The sequence below is a fragment of the Streptomyces sp. NBC_00299 genome (assembly GCF_036173045.1).
Lineage (GTDB): Bacteria > Actinomycetota > Actinomycetes > Streptomycetales > Streptomycetaceae > Streptomyces > Streptomyces machairae.
In genome coordinates, this window is record NZ_CP108039.1 from 3,634,313 (window position 1) to 3,650,352 (window position 16,040).

Sequence of the window (16,040 nt, forward strand, 5' to 3'; positions counted from 1 at the left end):
GCGAAGGTTGAGCGGCGGCGGTGCCGGCTCAGTACCAATTGTTGGCCTGCCAGAAGGACCAGGCGTCGCAGGGACTGCCGTAGCGGTCGTTCATGTAGTTGAGGCCCCACTTGATCTGGGTGGCCGGGTTCGTCTGCCAGTCCGCGCCGACGGACGACATCTTCGAACCGGGCAGGGCCTGGAAGAGGCCGTAGGCACCCGAGGAGGCGTTGACGGCCCGGTAGTTCCAGTCGGACTCGTGGTCCACGATGTTGCTGAAGCACTGGAACTGGCCGCTCGGCACCATCTGGCGCGCCATCGACTGGATCTGCGCGATGCTGTACGAGCCCTGGACGGGGAAGTCGGAGGAGGATCGGGAGGCCTTCGCCTCGGCCTCTTCGCGCTCCTTGGCTTCCTGCGCCGCCTTCTCTGCCTTCTCGGCGGCTTCCTTCTTCTCGATCGCGGTCTGGGCGGCAGCCTTGCGGGCGGCTTCCTCAGCACCCTTCTTGGCGCTCGCGTCCGCGGCGATGGCCTGGACGTCGGCCTGCGCCGACATGGACTCGATCTGCACCTGGGCCTGCTGGCCCGCGGGTATGTCCGCGAGGAGCGTCGAATCGGCAGCGGCCGTCGCTTCGGCGTCGTTGTTCTGCGCGGTGCTGCCCGAGGCAACGCCGACGACGCTTCCGACAGCGGTGACCGCGGTGGCCGACGCCACTGCGAATCCCCTGACCGAAATCGGACTCACACGGTTTCCTTCCAGCATCGCCCGCTTCGGTGACCCTGGCGGACGCAATCGTGCCCCTGGCTCTGGCCTCCCAACTGCGGGGTCACGGGAGGCTCGGACCCGGTGGGCAACTCCCTTGCGAGGAGCGCCGCGTGAAGACTCGGGCGGCATACGACGACGCTATGGAGTTGGCTGTGGTGTTGCTGTGGTGCCGTACCGCTGGGGGTACAGGTGTGTCGTATGCGGGGCCTGACAGGAGTGAGACTCTGCCGTACCCCGACGCCGCAAGGCAATTCTGTGTTGCGTGTGAAAGCTCACACCTCGTTTGTCCCAGGCGTTTTACGGAAAGCCGCACACGCCGAGGCGCCGCCCGGATAGGCTCACTGCCTTTCCGGACGGCGCCAACCAACGAGTAGCTACCGCAAGTTGAGCACTTCGGTCAGATCTGCCCGTCCTCCAGCATTTCGGTCACAAGGGCAGCGATCTGGGACCTCTCGGACCGCGTCAGCGTGACGTGGGCGAAGAGCGGATGCCCCTTCAGCTTCTCCACGACGGCGACCACACCGTCGTAGCGCCCGACCCTGAGATTGTCCCGCTGGGCCACGTCGTGGGTCAGAACCACCCGCGAGTTGGCCCCGATTCGGGACAGAACGGTCAGCAGGACATTCCTTTCCAGGGACTGCGCCTCATCCACGATCACGAACGCGTCGTGCAGCGAGCGCCCGCGGATGTGCGTGAGAGGCAGCACCTCCAGCATGCCCCGCGCGGTGACCTCTTCGATGACCTCGCGGCTGGTGACGGCCGACAGCGTGTCGAAGACCGCCTGCGCCCAGGGGCTCATCTTCTCGGCCTCGCTGCCGGGCAGATAGCCGAGCTCCTGCCCGCCCACCGCGTACAGCGGCCGGAAGACCATCACCTTCTGGTGCTGACGGCGCTCCAGCACCGCCTCCAGACCGGCGCACAGAGCCAGCGCCGACTTGCCGGTGCCGGCCCGGCCGCCCATGGACACGATCCCGACGTCCGGGTCGAGCAGCAGGTCCAGCGCGATCCGCTGCTCGGCGCTGCGGCCCTTGATGCCGAACGCCTCCCGGTCGCCGCGCACCAGCCTGACGTTGCCCTCGGGCGTGATCCGGCCGAGCGCGTTGCCGCGCTCGGAGTGGATCGTCAGGCCGGTGTGCACGGGCATGCCGGCGGCCTCGGGCACGAAGACGTGCCCCTCCTCGAAGAGGATGTCCACCTGTTCGCCCGGCAGCGTCAGTTCGGACATTCCGGTCCAGCCGGAGGAGTCCGTGATGGCGAGTTCGGCGCGGTACTCCTCCGCGAGGAGGCCGACGGACGAGGCCTTGATCCTGAGCGGCAGGTCCTTCGACACGACGGTGACGTCGAACCCCTCGGCCTGCAGATTGCGGGCGACCGCGAGGATGCGGGAGTCGTTGTCCCCCAGGCGGTAGCCGGTCGGCAGAACGCTGGGGTCCGAGTGGTTGAGCTCGACACGGACGGTCCCGCCGAGGTCCCCGATCGGAATGGGGGCGTCGAGACGGCCATGCTTCACCCGGAACTCGTCGAGCAGGCGCAGTGCCTGCCGGGCGAAGTAGCCGAGTTCGGGATGGTGCCTCTTGGCCTCCAGTTCCGTCACCACGACGATGGGGAGCACGACCTCGTGCTCGTCGAAGCGGTTCAGGGCGTTCGGGTCGGCCAGCAGGACGCTGGTGTCGAGAACGTAGGTGCGCCGGTCGGGCTTGTGGCGCTTTGTGCTGGTCACCACGGAAGGACGTACCCCCTCGGATGAGGTCGGGGAGCGACGGAGTGGAGCTGGACCGGTCGTCGGCCGCCCTGCACGGGCCGAAAACCGGCCCCCCGCGTCTTCTTCCGTGCCGTGACCGCACGGTGGGGCTGGTGCAAAGGGCCTCCCGGGCGGACGGCCCCGTGCCGTCCGCTGAGATACGACACCCGTGGTTCGGGTGTCGACCTGCTTGCCTTATGCCCTCGAACGCGCGATGCCATGCCGACGCATATGACGGCGCGCTGGTGAACTCCTTGTTACTTCCGTCCCGTGGGGGGTATGTCCCTCAGCCGCCGTAGCGCCGGTGACGGGCGGCGTAGTCGCGCAGAGCGCGCAGGAAGTCCACCTTGCGGAAGGCCGGCCAGAAGACTTCACAGAAGTAGTACTCGGAATGGGCCGTCTGCCACAGCATGAAACCGGACAACCGCTGCTCACCGCTGGTACGGATCACGAGATCGGGGTCGGGCTGGTCGCCGGTGTAGAGGTGGCTGCCGATCAGGTCGACGCTGACGGACTCGGCGAGGTTCTCCATCGAGGTGCCCTTGTCGTGGGCGTCGACGATCATCGAGCGCACGGCGTCGGCGATCTCCTGGCGTCCGCCGTAGCCGATGGCGACGTTGACCAGTATCCCGTCGATGTGTGCGGTGGCCTCCTCGGCCTCCTTGAGGCTGGTCTGCATCCCGGACGGCAGCAGGTCGGGCGTGCCCACGTGGTGCACGCGCCAGCGCCCGTCGGCGGCGAGGGTGCGGACGACGTCCTCGATGATCCCGAGGAGCGGGCCGAGCTCGTCCTGGGGCCGGTCGAAGTTGTCCGTCGACAGCAGCCAGAGGGTGACGACCTCGACGTCCGTCTCGCTGCACCAGCCGAGGAACTCCTCGATCTTCTCGGCACCGGCCCGGTGCCCGTGCACGGTGGAGGAGCCCGCCGCCTTCGCCCAGCGCCGGTTGCCGTCCATGATCACGCCGATGTGCTTGGGCACCTGAGCGTGGTCCAGGTGGCCCTCCACCCGGCGTGCGTACAGCCTGACCAGCAGGCCGCGCAGCTTGTCGCGCAGGTTCACGTGATTGTCAGCCCCTCCGTACGGATCGGACAGGCGCGCGGGCGCTGCGCGCGGCGCAGGCGAGGGCGGTTCCTGTCCGTATGGCGGTCCCCTACCGGCGAAGCGTACCCCTGCGGGGCTTGGGCCGTGTTTACGGGTGCGGGTGCGTTGGGGGCGCCTTGGGTGGGGGGTGTCCGTGGGCCGTTGGCGGCTGCGGGCGGGTGGGGGCTGGTCGCGCAGTTCCCCGCGCCCCTATAGGTGGGTGCCGTCATCGGCATGGGGGTGCACCCCCTGCGCGAACAAAAAACGGGCCGGTCCGTGGGGGGGAGACGGACCGGCCCGAGGGGGGGTTTCCACCATAACCCTTCGTAAGTGATGCTGCGTGCATCGGCGTGCCACAACTACTCTCCGAAGTCGCTCGGCGACGGCCCGGTAGCCGCGAGAGGGCCTTTTTGTGGCCGATTCATGGCCTGGCAGGAGCGGATTCCCAGGGGAAACGGGTGGAATGTGGCTGGATCCATAGGGTTTGCAGCATCTTGCAACTCGCCGTGCGACTTGTCCCCGCTTCCCCCGCCCGGGTGACCCCGGCCGCGAACGTCGGTTTGACGGCGCACAGGACTGCGGGAGCGGGGCGCGGCTTCGACGCGACACGCGTCCAGCAGGGGCACTTACGGGGGCACGACACCGCGCAGCCCCCTCCACTGCGCGGTGCCGCCGCGCAGCTTTGCTTACGCGAATTACCTTGGTCTGAACTTACGCGAGAGGTGTGAGGAAATCGAGTCGGCCCCCATAACAATGTGGAAAAGGTGTGGGTTCCTTGGATGCGCAGGGGTCGTCGCACGTTTACTCACGGATGCACGGTTTGCACCACACGTGCCCCGCATGCCCTCGGATGCCCTCGGGGTGCCCCAGCGGACAGTCTCTGACCTACATCCGGCCTAACGTCGCCGTCATGACAGCGAACGCGAGCAGGACCATCACGTGGGACGAGGCGAGCGCACGGCGTACGGAACGGCAGTTCCTGGCACGTCCCGCCGCGCACGGCACGCCGGTCGCCGATGTGGTGGGGGCGATGCTGGGCGCGCACGCGCAGGTGCTGTCCGCGGCCGAGGTGTCGGTGGGGGTACGGGCTTCCGGGGTGACGCGGGCCGACGTACGGGCCGCGCTCTGGGAGGACCGCTCGCTGGTGAAGACGTTCGGTCCGCGCGGAACCGTGCATCTGCTGCCCGCCGCAGAGTTGGCGCTGTGGTGCGGCGCGCTGAGCGCGATTCCGACGGGCCCGAGCCCCTTCCCGCCGGACATCGCTGTGACGGAGGAGCAGGCGGAGCAGATCGTGGCCGCCATCGGGGACGCCCTCGACGGGGTGTGCCTGACCGTGGAGGAACTGAGCGAGGAGGTCGTGGCGCGCACGGGTCCGTGGGCCGGGGACCGGGTGATGCCCGCCTTCCAGGACCTGTGGCCGCGCTGGCGGCAGGTCATGCACCGGGCCGGCCAGTCGGGCGCCCTGTGCTTCGGCCCGAACCGGGGGCGGAAGGTGACGTACACCCGGCCGCAGGGGGTCGGACCGGTACCCGGTCCGGGGCCGGCGGGCGAGGCGGCGCTGCGGGAGCTCGTACGGCGGTATCTGCGCGCGTACGGCCCGGCGACGCCGCAGCACTTCGCCAAGTGGCTGGCTGCACCCGCGGGGTGGGCGGTGGCGCTGTTCGGGGAGCTGGCGGGGGCCGGGGAGATCGAGGAGGTGTCGTTCGAGGGGGCGGCGGCCTGGGTGGCGGCGGGTGACGTGGAGTTTCCGGCCGAGAAGGTGCGTGGCGTGCGGCTGCTGCCCTACTTCGACGCGTACGCCATCGCCGCACAGCCGCGGCAGACACTGTTCCCCGGGGAGGCGTACCGGCGGGCGCTGGCGGGTGGGCAGGCGGGGAACTTTCCGGTGCTGCTGGTGGACGGGGTGGTGGCCGGGGTCTGGCACCAACGGCGCTCGGGCCGTCGTACGACGGTGACGGTGGAGCTGACCGGGCGGCGTCTGACGGCACGGCAGGAGCGGGAGCTGGGCGAGCAGGGGGAGCGGGTGGGGGAAGTGCTGGAGGCGAAAGCGGAGTTGGTGGTCGGGAAGGTGACCGTCGGACCGCATGCGTGAGTGTCCCGCCTGGCGGCTCAGAAGCCGGGCTTGCGGGCCTCGAAGAGGTGGCGGGTGCTGTGCGCGACGAAGGGGCCCTCGGACTCGATCCGCTCGTGCAGGGCGCGCAGGTGCGGCCGGTACGCCTCGACGGTGAAGCCGGGGACCATCCACACCACCTTCCGCAGAAAGTGCACGACGGCTGCGATGTCGTGGAACTCCATGCGGAGTTCCTCGGCGCGCAGGTCGACGATCTCCAGGCCGGCGGCCTCGGCGTCGGCGCGTTCCCGGTCGGGGTGGCGGCCGCTGCGGACCTCGTCGGGCTGGGACCCCAGGAAGTACTCGACCAGCTCGAAGACGCTGTGGGGACCGACGTGCTGGGCGAAGTACGTGCCGCCGGGCCGGAGCACGCGGGAGATCTCCGGCCAGTGGGCCCGCACCGGGTGCCGGCTCGTGACGAGGTCGAAGGCCCCGTCGGCGAACGGGAGCGGGGCGTCCTCGGGCGAGGCGACGACCGCGACGCCGCGGGCGGCGAGCAGGGCGGTGGCCTTGGCGACGTTCGGCGGCCAGCCCTCGGTGGCGACGGTGAGCGGCGGGGCCTCCGGGGCCCGGCCGAGGGCGAAGTCCAGCACTTCCCCGCCCCCGGTCTGGAGGTCGAGCGCGGCGGTCGCGCCGGCCAGCCGGTCGGCCAGGGAGACGGCATACCCCCAGCTGGGCCGCGCCTCGGTGGCCCGCCCCTCGAACCAGGAGAAGTCCCAGCCCTCGGTGGGCACGGCCGCGCCCTCGGCGACGAGCTCCTCGAACGACCTGCTGTCCTGTCCCATGCCGCGATGATCGCAGGGCACTGTCAGTGGCCGCTGCTAGTTTTCGGCGCCATGACGAACTCGACGTACACGGCAGGCGAGAAGGAAACACTCCGGGCGAGCCTCGACCACCACCGGGACGCTGTGCTGTGGAAGCTGGAGGGCCTGGACGACGAGCAGCTGCGCCGCCCGATGACCCCCTCCGGCACGAGCCTGCTGGGCCTGGTCAAACACCTCGGCTCGGTGGAGTACGGCTGGTTCGTCTCGACCTTCGGCGGCGAGGTCGAACCCCTGTGGTTCGACCCCTACAGCGCCGAGGACATGGCGGCCGACCAGGGCGAGACGACACAGCAGATCGTCGAGTTCTACGGCCGTGCGCGCGCCGCCGCCGACCACGTGATCGCCGAGCGACCGCTGACGGACCTGGGGCAGCCGGCGTGGCGGGGCGAGGCAGTGTCGCTGCGGTGGGTGCTGGTCCACATGATCGAGGAGACGGCACGGCACACGGGCCACATGGACATCGTGCGGGAGCTGATCGACGGGGCGACGGGGGATCAGCGGCCGGCGTGACCCCCCCCCAGGCCCCCCAGCCCCCCTCGCCCGCGTCGACTCTCACGGCACCAACGGCCGCACTTCCTCCGCCGCGAACCGCACGAACCCCTCCGGGTCGGGCTCGTCCCCGGTCGGCTGCAGGACCACGGTGTCCGCACCGGCGTCCGCGAGCCGCTGGACGGCCTTCGCGACGGTGCCGGCGTCTCCGGCGACGCCGAGACCGGGGACGGCGCCGTCCCCCTCGGCTTCGAGCTCGGCCTTGAGCCGGGCGGGCCCGTCGGGGCCGGTGGCGGTCAGGAGGTAGACGACGACCTGGTGCGGCTCGTCGCCGGTACGGCCCGCCGCGTCCCTCCCCTCCTCGATGAGGTGCCGCGCCTTCCTCACTCCCTCGGGCGAGGTCGAGGCGGTGAGCAGCGTCCCGTCGGCCGCCTCACCGGCGAGCCGCAGCGAGCGGGGCCCGGTGACGCCGGCGATGACGGGCACCGGCTCGGCGGGCGGCCAGTCGAGGGCGACGCCGTCGAGCTTGACGTACCGCCCCTCGGTGGTGACCGTCTCCCCGCCGAGCAGGGCGCGCAGGGCGACGAGATGCTCGCGCAACAGCGTCACCGGCGACTCGGCCCGAGCCCCGACCTGCCCCATCCAGTCCTGCACACCGTGTCCGAGGGCGAGGATCGGCCGTCCGGGGAACATCCGGTGCAGCGAGGCGGCTTCCATGGCGGTGATGGCGACGTTCCGCAACGGGACGGGCAGCAGCCCGATGCCGACCTTGACCCGCTCGGTCCAGGCGAGCGCGGCCGCCGCGGTGGAGATCCCGCCCTCCCGGAAGCAGTCCTCCCAGAGCCAGAGCTCTTCGAGACCTGCCTCGTCCGCGATGCGGGCGACGGAACGGAGTCGCTCGGGGGCGAGTTGGGGGCGGAAGATTGCGCCTAGTCCGGTCATGGGGCCTTTCCTACCCGGGTTGCACTCGCCGGACAACAGGAAATCCAGGAGGTGGCTGGGGATGGGGCGGCGGTGGCGGGACGGCCGGGGAACGCTGGTCGTTCACGGGGAACGGGGGGATGTCGTCTCGGTGCCCCTGGAAATCGCCGCGTCCTATCGAGCCCGTACAAAGGGGCTGCTGGGGCGGGATTCCCTCGACGGGGCGATGCTGCTCACGCCGGCCGGCAGCGTGCATACCTTCCGGATGCGCATGCCCATCGACGTCGCCTATCTCGACCGACGGCTGAACGTCATCGCCGTGCGCACGATGTCACCGGGGCGGCTGGGCCTGCCCCGACTTCGTTCACGCCATGTGCTGGAGGCGGAGGCCGGGGCCATGGCCGGGTGGGGGGTGCGGGCCGGGGTGCGGGTGACTGTCGAGGTGTAGGCGTGGCTGGGGTGGCTCCGGGTGGGGTGACTCTGGGTGGGGTGACTCCCCCGCGCCGGGTCAGTTGTCCGTGCGCGGGAAGGACACCTCCACCCGTCGGTTCTTCTTGCGGCCCGACTCCGTCGCGTTCGAGGAGATCGGGTACTGCTCGCCGTAGCCGCGTACCTCGTAGGTGACCGTGGAGTCGGTCAGCTCCGACTCCAGGACGCCCTGTACGGCGTTCGCGCGCTTCCTGGACAGGACGTCGCCGTGGGCGGAGGAGCCCAGGTTGTCGGTGAAGCCGAAGACGCGGATGCGGGTGGCGTTCTGGGTCTTGATCTCCTCGGCGATCTCCGAGATACGGGCCTTCGCCTCACCGGTCAGCTTCGCGCTGTCCTTGGGGAAGAGGACCTCGGCCTGCAGCGCGAACTTCACGTCCGAGTTCGTGTCCTCCCGGCGTTCCTCGCCGGCCTGGTCCTCGACCACCTGCTTGATGTCCAGCACCTTGGCCTCGGCGAGCGTCGCCCCTTCGGGGAGCTTGAGGTCGGGGTCGTTGGCGTCCACCTCCACGGGGGCGGTGGCCGTGGCTTCGGTGCCCGGGGGGACGCTGGGGTCGTCGGCGGCGTCGGCTGTTGTGGCGCCGAGGAGGGTGGTGGCGACCATGAGGGTGGCTGCGGTGAGGGTGAGGGGGAGGCGGGGGGTGCGAGTCATGGGTGCCTCACCCGGAGATCTGGATGGTGGCGGACGCGAAGGTCGGCAGTTGGAAGCTGACCTCGCCTGTACTTGTGGGCGGGGCCGGGAACTGCATGAACACAGGAATGGAACCGCCAGGCTTGATACGCGGCATGCTCGTCGTCGTCAGGGGACGGCCATCAGTGTCACGCAGCACGTAGTACCGCTTCTTGCTGGCCGAGTCGACGAGCGTTGCTCCGCCCAGCGATGTTCCGTGCCTGACGATCTCGGTCTCGTCACCCGAAGTACGCGCCGACACGCGGGCCGCCTCGTCGCCGTCGTTCTTCATTTCGCCGCTCACTGTGACGAACCCACCGGAGTCGCGCCGAGCAGAGGTGATCCTCAGGATCAGACCGTCCTCGCCCTTGAGCTCGGCAAGGAGGTCATCGGTTCCCTCTTGAGCACTCGGATTGGACCCGCCGCCCTTGGAGGCTGACGCCGACGTCTCCGGCTTCTTGTCGTCGTCGCCGCCTCCTCCTCCACAGCCGGCCACTCCGAGGGCCAGTCCGGCCACGGCGGTCAACGCGACCATCCCCCTGCGGGCCTTCGTCGTGAACCGAATGCTCATGCCTCTGCTTCCTTCGTCACTCGTCGTTCGCTTGTGAGTCGGCCAGATGGACGTCGAAGAGGTCCTCGGGGGCCGGAAGAGTGGTCGGGTCCTCCGGGTCCACGTCCCAGTCCGTGTCGTCGCACGTGAGTTGTGGCAGCGGCAGTGTGTCGTTCCCGTCACCGTCGTCGCCGCCCTCTCCGGGGAGATCGAACGTGCAGCGAGGCTCGATCACGGCAGTGGCTGACGCCGTCGACTTGAAGTCCTCCGTGCCGGGGACGATGGAGTCGCCGACGGACTTGTTGGTTTCGACATCCACCGTGTAGCCCAACGGCTCTGCCGACCCACAGCCTTGGACGTCGGCGTCGTTCTGGGCCGCCAGTTCGTAGGCCCGCCAGCATCCGTCGACCAGTTCAGTGTCGCCGTCAAGGATTTCCTGCCACTTTGTCGGATCGCCCACGACCTCCAGCCAGTTCCCCGCGAGTTGGTCCCGGGACTCCTGCGCTGCCGCCAGCGCCGCCGCATCGGCGGCCGTTTGGGCGCCGTTCCGATTCGCCGCGGCCTGGCCGACCGCAAGGTAGGCGAACGCGAGAAAGAGCAGGCCCCCCACCACCGTGATGTAGATGGGGAAGGCCTGCCCAGCATCGCCGAAGGTACGGCGCCGGATCATCCGGTGAGTTCGTCGATCTGCTCCACAATCGCGTCGTAGATCGTCTGCCCGATGTCCGTCCCCGTAATGGCCAACACAATCGCCACCACCACCGCGATGATCCCCAGATACTCCACCGCCGTCTGCCCCTTGTCGTCGCGCACGGCACGGGAGCGCAAGTACTCGACGGTGGTGTTGATCCAGTTGCTCATGGTGTTCCCCTCTGGGCACGCAAGTCCTGTGAGAAGTCTCAGGAGAAAAGTAAGCGCGAACACCCCGAACACCAGAGGGTCCCAGGACCCAATTCCAGGCCTCGGCCGAAAACCGCCGTCGCAGCATCGCCGCTCATCCCCGTCCTGGGTGTGAACCCGGCGCCGTACCCAGCCACTTGGCCGCGGCCTCCCCGCGACTGCTGCTGTGGAGTTTGGCGAAGATGCGGTTGATGTGGTTCTTGACCGTCTTCTCGCTGATGAAGCAGGCGGCGGCGATCTGCTGGTTGTTCATGCCGGATGCGATGAGGTCCATGATCTCCGCCTCCCTCCTGCTCAGCCGGAACCGTGACCGATACGACGACGACTGTCCCACAGTTGGTTGCACTTGCGAAAGCGGTTCCGCAGAATTCCCTGTCCCTGTTGGGAGTTCGGCGTTTGCTTGCGCGAGTGAAGCCGCTGCCGTGGCGGTGAGCCTGGGCTCCGCCGACCCTCCGCCCCGCTCGATGTCCCGCACGGCCGCCACCAGTTCGTCCGTCGTGAACTCACCGTGGACCAGATAGCCGGCGGCGCCGAGGCGCAGGGCTTCGCGGACCGTCTCCGACTCCCCGCTGTAGGTCAGCATCATCACCGGGGCGATGCCGACCAGGTGCGGGAGGGCCGTGATGCCGTCCGTGCCGGGCATGCGGACGTCCAGGAGGATCACGTCGGGGCGGTGGCGGCGGGCCGCTTCCTGGGCCTCCTGGCCGTTCGCCGCCTCGGCCACCACCGTTATGTCCACGTGGGTGGAGAGGAGAGCCGTCAGGCCCGCCCGGACCACCGGGTTGTCGTCTGCCACCACTAGCCGGAGGGGGGTGTTCATGGGGTCGCCTTCGTCGTCGTCAGTGCCGCCAGCGGGAGTTCGAGGCGGACCTCCGTGCCGCGCGCGTGGGTGCCCTTGCCGATGTGGATGCCTGCGCCTATCGAGGCGGCTCGTTCGGCCATGCCGATCAGGCCGAAGTGGCCCGAGCGGCGGAGGTGTTCGAGTGTCGTGCCGGGGGGCAGGCCCTGACCGTCGTCCTGGACCGTCAGGCACAGCACCTCGCCCCGTGCGCCCGCCCGCACGCCCGCTCGTACGTCGACCCGGGTCGCGGCCGCGTGACGGTGGGCGTTCTCCATGGCCTCCTCGGTGATGGTGAGGAGGTGGCGGGCGACCGCCGGTGGCACCGGGAGGGCGGTGCGGGCGGCCTCGCCCAGAGTGTCGTACGTGGCTGTCATGCCCGTGCGCTTCGTGAACGCCTCGGTACGGGCGGCCAGTTCCGGCGTGATGTCCGTCGCGTGGTCCGGGTCGGACTCGCGGCGCAGGTCCGCCAGGAGTTCCCGGGACTCCGCGGCGGCTCGGCGTGCCGCGCGGGCCACCAGTTCGGCCTGCCGGCTGACGCGGGCCGGGTCCATCGACGCCGACGCCGCGGAGAGCGCCAGCCCGTCCGCCGCCAGCGCCACGCCGTGCAGTGTCTTCGCCACCGAGTCGTGCATCTCGCGGGCCAGGCGGGCCCGTTCCGCGCCGACCGCCTCGGTCACCGCCAGCCGCGCCTGGATCGTCGTCAGGGCCTGCGTGGCCGTGCCGAAGCGGAGCATGAGGTTGCGCAGCGACGAGCCGAGGGCGCCCGTGATGACGCACAGGCCCGGGAGCAGGAGCTTCTCCGCCAGGCCGCTGCCCGCCTGCGCCTCCTTGTTGATGGCGTAGGCCAGCAGCAGGATCAGCGACTGCACGCTCGCGAACACGGCCGCGCCCCGGTAGCCGTAGACGATGCCGGCGAGCAGGGGCGTGCAGACGCTGACGTAGGCCAGCGTGGTGTCGGGACCCGCGGAGATGAGGAGGAGGGCGGTGAAGAGGGTGTCCACCGCCAGGAGGGTGGGGTGGCGCAGGAGGAGCGGGCCGAAGCGTTCCCAGTCGCGGAACAGGGCGTACGAGCCCATGAACGTGACCACGACCGCGGCGCCCATCAGACGGGTTCCCACGCCCGGCGTCGCGTTGAGCAGGGCCGCGGGTGCGGCGAGGGCGATCATGGCGAGGCGGAAGCCGAAGACCTGGCGGCACATCGCCTGGAGGGCGTTTATCTGGAGGGGAATCGCGGCGGAGGGCACGCGCTCCCCGGCCGCCCGGGACGGACGGGACAGGCGGAACAAGAGGGACAGGCGGGACTTCCAGCGGCGCCGCAGCGGGAGCGCAAAGCCCGGCGCCGCAGCCGGCGCCCCTGGCCCCGCGCCCACGCCCTGGCCCGTGCCCGTCCCCACGCCCGTGCCCCCACGCATGCTCACCGGCATGCCCGCCATACAGCCCTCCCCCTACTCCCCCGTCAACGACCCGAAGTCCGTCCCGGACCCCAGCAGCAGTCCCGCCCCCAGCAGGATCATCGTGGCCGGCACCATGAACGTCGTGATCATCAGCGTGGCGCGCGGCACCGCCCTGGCTGCCTTCCGGCGGGCGTTCTGGGCGTCGGTGCGGCGCATGTCCTTGGCGAGGGCGACCAGCGTGTCGACGATCGGCGCGCCCAGTTCCTCGCCCTGCTGGAGCGCCGTCACGAACATCGCCACCTGTTCGGAGTCGTTGCGGCGACGCAGTTCCGCGAAGGCCTGGCGGCGGCTCATGCCGAGGTCCATCTGGCGCAGGGTGATGCGCAGTTCGTCCGCCCAGGGGCCCTCGTACTTGGACGCGACCCTGTCGAGTGCCTGGCGGAAGCCCAGGCCCGCGCTGACCACCACCGCCAGGACGTCCAGGAAGTCGGGCAGGGTGCGTTCGATCTCGTCCTTCCTGATCCGGATCGCCGACCAGATGCCGACCTCCGTCCAGAAGGCGCCGAACGCCAGCAGGAGCAGGGCGACCAGTACCTGGCCCCGGAGCAGGAACACCAGGAAGCCGACCGCGCCCAGGAAGCCGTACACCGCGCGCCTTGCCGCATAGCGGTCGATGGTGAGGCCGCCGGGGTTGCCCGCCAGGTCGATCTTGCGGCGGTACCTGGCGACCAGCTTCGGGCCCATCAGGCGCAGTACTGCGGGGGCGTAGCGCATGCCCATGCGGTCGATGAGCGAGTCCACGGCGCCGGTGCGGGTCGCGCCGATCTCCAGGGCCAGCGCGAGATCGCTGGGCAGTTTGGCCTCCGCGCGGTACATGCGGATGCCGGCGAAGATCCCCCACACGCTGAGGGCCATCACCAGAGCCAGCACAAGTCCCAGTTGTCCGAGTCCGATTCCCATGGTCCGTCGTCCTCCCTTCCCGCGCCCAGGCGCCTCAGACGTCGATCCGCGAGAGGCGGCGGATCAGGACGAAGCCCACGGCATACAGTCCGAACGCGATCAGCACCGCCACCTGGCCCACCGGGGAGCCCGTCATGCGGTCCAGGGCCCCGTCCTTCACCCCGTTCATCAGGAACAGCGACCCGATTCCCAGCGCCGGGACGGCGTACGACGTCATACTCACCTGGGACAGCTGCGTACGGACCTCGCGTCGCGTCTCCTTGCGCTCCTCCAGGGTCTCCGTCAGGTTCCGCAGGGCGCTCACCACCTGGCCGCCGGCCCGGTTGGACAGGACCAGCGTGGTGACCAGGACGACCAGTTCGCGGGACGGGAGGCGTTCCGCGAGCTCGCCGAGGGCGTCGTCCATCGAGGCGCCCAGCGCCAACTGGTTGGAGACCTTGGCCAGTTCCTCGCCCGCCGGGGCCTCCAGCTCCTCCGCGGCCAGGCCGATGGCGGTGCGCAGGGCGAGGCCCGCGTGGGCGGCGTTCGCCAGGATGCGGGCCAGTTCGGGGAGTTGGTTGATGAACCGCTCGATGCGCTTCTGGCGTTGCCAGTTCAGGAACTGCCACGCAGCCCAGATGCCCAGCAGGCCCGCGATCGGGCCGAAGAAGGGGGCCAGGGTCGCCTGGCCGACCAGCCACAGGCCCGCGACCGTCGCCAGCATGTAGACGAAGAACTCGCCCGGCGTGACGTCCAGGCCCGTCGCCACCAGCCGCAGCTCCAGCCGTTTGCCCAGCTTCGTGCGGCGCAGGCGGCGGTCCAGGTCGGCGAAGCGGCGCCGGCGCCCGCCTCCGGTGATCTGGCCGGCGGAGGTCAGACGCTCGACCAGGGCCTGGCGCTGGGCCCGGCCGGCGGCGTGGACGTGTACGCCCGCCACGGCCAGGGCGCAGGTCAGCAGCGCGACGCCGGTCGTGAGCGTGATACGGGTCTGGAGGTCCATCAGCGGGGTCCTACCTGGCTTCTCGGGTGGCGAGCTCGAGCGGGGACTGGGCGACGCCGAAGGCCTGGGGTATCGGCTGGCTCGCCATGTAGAGGCGGTCGGCGGTGCGGCGCGGGAGGGGGAAGTACGCGAAGGCGCCGTGGACGCGGCCGTCCGGCGTCATGGGCTGGGCGTGGAAGCGGGCCACCGTGGCCAGCCGGTACGGCTCCGCCCCGTGGCTGTCCAGGATCGCGATCTCGGTGATTCTGCGGGCGCCGTCCGGGAACCGGGTCAGCTGGATGATCACGTCCACCGCGCTGTTGATCTGGTCGTGCAGCGCCTCGAAGGGGACCGACACGTCGGACATGGACGCGAGGGTCTTCAGCCGCATCAGGGCGTCCTCGGCGCTGTTGGCGTGGACGGTGGCGAGGGAGCCGTCGTGGCCGGTGGACATCGCCTGGAGCATGTCGAGGGACTCGCCGCCGCGGACCTCACCGACGACGATGCGGTCGGGGCGCATGCGCAGGGAGTTGCGGACCAGGTCCCGGATGCTGACCTGGCCCTTGCCCTCGACGTTCGGCGGGCGGGACTCCAGCCGGATGACGTGCCCCTGCTGGAGCTGGAGTTCGGCCGAGTCCTCGATGGTGATGATGCGTTCGGACTCGGGGATCAGGCCCGACAGCGCGTTGAGCAGCGTCGTCTTGCCGGTGCCCGTCGCGCCCGAGACGATGATGTTGAACTTCGCCTGCACGAGCCCGGCCAGCAGATACACCATGGGCTCGTCGAGCGAGCCGAGGCCGGTCATCTCGTGCAGGGTGAAGGAGCGGGGGAAGCGGCGGATCGTCAGGGTCGCGCCGGTCAGGGACAGCGGCGGGATGATGACGTTCACGCGCTCACCGGACGGCAGGCGTGCGTCCACCATCGGGTTCGACTCGTCGACGCGCCGGTTCACCGTCGAGACGATCCGCTCGATGGTCTGCATCAGCTGGTCGTGGGAGGGGAAGCGGAGCGGCAACTGCTCGACGCGGCCGCCTCGTTCGACGAAGATCGCGTCCGGGCCGTTCACCATGATCTCGGTGATCGACGCGTCTTCGAGCAGCGGTTCCAGGATGCCCAGGCCGAGTGCCTCGTCGACGACTCGGCGGATCAGCTGCGAGCGCTCGACCGTCGAAAGGACAGGGCCCTCACGGCTGATGATGTGCCCGAGGACTCGTTCCAGGCGCGCCCTGCGCTCGGCCGCTGCCAGCGAGCTCATCTCCGCGAGGTCGATCTCCTCCAGGAGCTTGGCCCGGTACGAGGCGACCAGGTGACCGTCCTCGCCCCGGCCGGCGTTCTCCTCCGGGGCGTTGATGCGTGACCTCAGGCTCATG

The 16,040-nt window shown here is 70.1% G+C and carries 17 protein-coding genes; 3 read left to right on the forward strand and 14 right to left on the reverse strand.

Annotated elements, in window-relative coordinates; translation table 11 throughout:
• Positions 1–28: 28 nt before the first annotated feature.
• The 3 genes from OHT51_RS15780 to OHT51_RS15790 all read right to left on the reverse strand — a co-directional run bounded on the left by OHT51_RS15780 (position 29) and on the right by OHT51_RS15790 (position 3,546).
• Entirely contained in the window at positions 29–724 is a 696-nt protein-coding gene (locus OHT51_RS15780) for a transglycosylase SLT domain-containing protein (RefSeq protein ID WP_328879580.1), read from the reverse strand.
• A 418-nt stretch (positions 725–1,142) separates the two neighbouring features.
• Positions 1,143–2,468 (reverse strand): PhoH family protein, encoded by a 1,326-nt coding sequence (locus OHT51_RS15785; protein ID WP_328879581.1) that lies wholly within the window; start codon positions 2,466–2,468, stop codon positions 1,143–1,145.
• 304 nt (positions 2,469–2,772) lie between these two features.
• On the reverse strand, positions 2,773–3,546 hold the full coding sequence (locus OHT51_RS15790; protein ID WP_328879582.1) for an isoprenyl transferase: 774 nt from the start codon (positions 3,544–3,546) through the stop codon (positions 2,773–2,775).
• Between the two features lie 931 nt (positions 3,547–4,477).
• On the opposite strand from OHT51_RS15790, the gene OHT51_RS15795 reads away from it, so the two are divergent.
• Positions 4,478–5,659 (forward strand): winged helix DNA-binding domain-containing protein, encoded by a 1,182-nt coding sequence (locus tag OHT51_RS15795; RefSeq protein WP_328879583.1) that lies wholly within the window; start codon positions 4,478–4,480, stop codon positions 5,657–5,659.
• Positions 5,660–5,676: 17 nt separating this feature from the next.
• On the opposite strand, the gene OHT51_RS15800 is transcribed toward OHT51_RS15795, so the two are convergent.
• Positions 5,677–6,462: a class I SAM-dependent methyltransferase gene (locus tag OHT51_RS15800; protein ID WP_328879584.1), complete on the reverse strand. Its 786-nt coding sequence runs from the start codon at positions 6,460–6,462 to the stop codon at positions 5,677–5,679.
• Between the two features lie 51 nt (positions 6,463–6,513).
• Between OHT51_RS15800 and OHT51_RS15805 the strand changes: the two genes are divergently transcribed.
• Positions 6,514–7,011, forward strand: coding sequence for a DinB family protein (locus tag OHT51_RS15805; RefSeq protein ID WP_328879585.1), 498 nt, complete (start codon positions 6,514–6,516; stop codon positions 7,009–7,011).
• Between the two features lie 42 nt (positions 7,012–7,053).
• Here the strand turns inward: OHT51_RS15805 and OHT51_RS15810 are convergent, their stop codons facing one another.
• Positions 7,054–7,932: an LLM class flavin-dependent oxidoreductase gene (locus OHT51_RS15810; protein WP_328879586.1), complete on the reverse strand. Its 879-nt coding sequence runs from the start codon at positions 7,930–7,932 to the stop codon at positions 7,054–7,056.
• A gap of 61 nt (positions 7,933–7,993) precedes the next feature.
• Between OHT51_RS15810 and OHT51_RS15815 the strand changes: the two genes are divergently transcribed.
• Entirely contained in the window at positions 7,994–8,359 is a 366-nt protein-coding gene (locus tag OHT51_RS15815; RefSeq protein ID WP_328879587.1) for a DUF192 domain-containing protein, read from the forward strand.
• 60 nt (positions 8,360–8,419) lie between these two features.
• On the opposite strand, the gene OHT51_RS15820 is transcribed toward OHT51_RS15815, so the two are convergent.
• The 9 genes from OHT51_RS15820 to OHT51_RS15860 form a co-directional block, all read right to left on the reverse strand.
• Positions 8,420–9,049: an OmpA family protein gene (locus OHT51_RS15820; protein ID WP_328879588.1), complete on the reverse strand. Its 630-nt coding sequence runs from the start codon at positions 9,047–9,049 to the stop codon at positions 8,420–8,422.
• A gap of 7 nt (positions 9,050–9,056) precedes the next feature.
• Positions 9,057–9,638 (reverse strand): hypothetical protein, encoded by a 582-nt coding sequence (locus tag OHT51_RS15825; RefSeq protein WP_328879589.1) that lies wholly within the window; start codon positions 9,636–9,638, stop codon positions 9,057–9,059.
• Between the two features lie 16 nt (positions 9,639–9,654).
• Positions 9,655–10,287: a pilus assembly protein TadG-related protein gene (locus OHT51_RS15830; RefSeq protein WP_328879590.1), complete on the reverse strand. Its 633-nt coding sequence runs from the start codon at positions 10,285–10,287 to the stop codon at positions 9,655–9,657.
• Positions 10,284–10,478 carry a Flp family type IVb pilin gene (locus OHT51_RS15835; protein WP_328879591.1) on the reverse strand — a complete coding sequence of 65 codons (195 nt, stop codon included), beginning with the start codon at positions 10,476–10,478 and terminating at the stop codon, positions 10,284–10,286. The genes OHT51_RS15830 and OHT51_RS15835 overlap by 4 nt, the downstream gene beginning before the upstream one ends.
• Before the next feature lie 133 nt (positions 10,479–10,611).
• Positions 10,612–11,337 (reverse strand): response regulator transcription factor, encoded by a 726-nt coding sequence (locus OHT51_RS15840; RefSeq protein ID WP_328879592.1) that lies wholly within the window; start codon positions 11,335–11,337, stop codon positions 10,612–10,614.
• The gene (locus tag OHT51_RS15845) at positions 11,334–12,782 is read right to left on the reverse strand and encodes a sensor histidine kinase (RefSeq protein ID WP_443052711.1); all 1,449 of its coding nucleotides are present in this window, start codon (positions 12,780–12,782) and stop codon (positions 11,334–11,336) included. The genes OHT51_RS15840 and OHT51_RS15845 overlap by 4 nt, the downstream gene beginning before the upstream one ends.
• A 21-nt stretch (positions 12,783–12,803) precedes the next feature.
• The gene (locus OHT51_RS15850; RefSeq protein ID WP_328879593.1) at positions 12,804–13,712 is read right to left on the reverse strand and encodes a DUF5936 domain-containing protein; all 909 of its coding nucleotides are present in this window, start codon (positions 13,710–13,712) and stop codon (positions 12,804–12,806) included.
• 34 nt (positions 13,713–13,746) lie between these two features.
• Positions 13,747–14,691, reverse strand: coding sequence for a type II secretion system F family protein (locus OHT51_RS15855; RefSeq protein ID WP_328879594.1), 945 nt, complete (start codon positions 14,689–14,691; stop codon positions 13,747–13,749).
• A gap of 10 nt (positions 14,692–14,701) precedes the next feature.
• A complete protein-coding gene (locus OHT51_RS15860) occupies positions 14,702–16,039 on the reverse strand; it encodes a CpaF family protein (protein ID WP_328879595.1) in 1,338 nt (445 codons plus the stop codon).
• Position 16,040: the final 1 nt, after the last annotated feature.

Coding starts and splice junctions, on each gene's coding strand:
- OHT51_RS15795 (WP_328879583.1), top strand. CDS start 4,478: ATGACAGCGAACGCGAGCAGGACCATCACGTGGGACGAGGCGAGCGCA.
- OHT51_RS15800 (WP_328879584.1), bottom strand. CDS start 6,462: ATGGGACAGGACAGCAGGTCGTTCGAGGAGCTCGTCGCCGAGGGCGCG.
- OHT51_RS15805 (WP_328879585.1), top strand. CDS start 6,514: ATGACGAACTCGACGTACACGGCAGGCGAGAAGGAAACACTCCGGGCG.
- OHT51_RS15810 (WP_328879586.1), bottom strand. CDS start 7,932: ATGACCGGACTAGGCGCAATCTTCCGCCCCCAACTCGCCCCCGAGCGA.
- OHT51_RS15815 (WP_328879587.1), top strand. CDS start 7,994: ATGGGGCGGCGGTGGCGGGACGGCCGGGGAACGCTGGTCGTTCACGGG.
- OHT51_RS15820 (WP_328879588.1), bottom strand. CDS start 9,049: ATGACTCGCACCCCCCGCCTCCCCCTCACCCTCACCGCAGCCACCCTC.
- OHT51_RS15825 (WP_328879589.1), bottom strand. CDS start 9,638: ATGAGCATTCGGTTCACGACGAAGGCCCGCAGGGGGATGGTCGCGTTG.
- OHT51_RS15830 (WP_328879590.1), bottom strand. CDS start 10,287: ATGATCCGGCGCCGTACCTTCGGCGATGCTGGGCAGGCCTTCCCCATC.
- OHT51_RS15835 (WP_328879591.1), bottom strand. CDS start 10,478: ATGAGCAACTGGATCAACACCACCGTCGAGTACTTGCGCTCCCGTGCC.
- OHT51_RS15840 (WP_328879592.1), bottom strand. CDS start 11,337: ATGAACACCCCCCTCCGGCTAGTGGTGGCAGACGACAACCCGGTGGTC.
- OHT51_RS15845 (WP_443052711.1), bottom strand. CDS start 12,782: ATGCCGGTGAGCATGCGTGGGGGCACGGGCGTGGGGACGGGCACGGGC.
- OHT51_RS15850 (WP_328879593.1), bottom strand. CDS start 13,712: ATGGGAATCGGACTCGGACAACTGGGACTTGTGCTGGCTCTGGTGATG.
- OHT51_RS15855 (WP_328879594.1), bottom strand. CDS start 14,691: ATGGACCTCCAGACCCGTATCACGCTCACGACCGGCGTCGCGCTGCTG.
- OHT51_RS15860 (WP_328879595.1), bottom strand. CDS start 16,039: ATGAGCCTGAGGTCACGCATCAACGCCCCGGAGGAGAACGCCGGCCGG.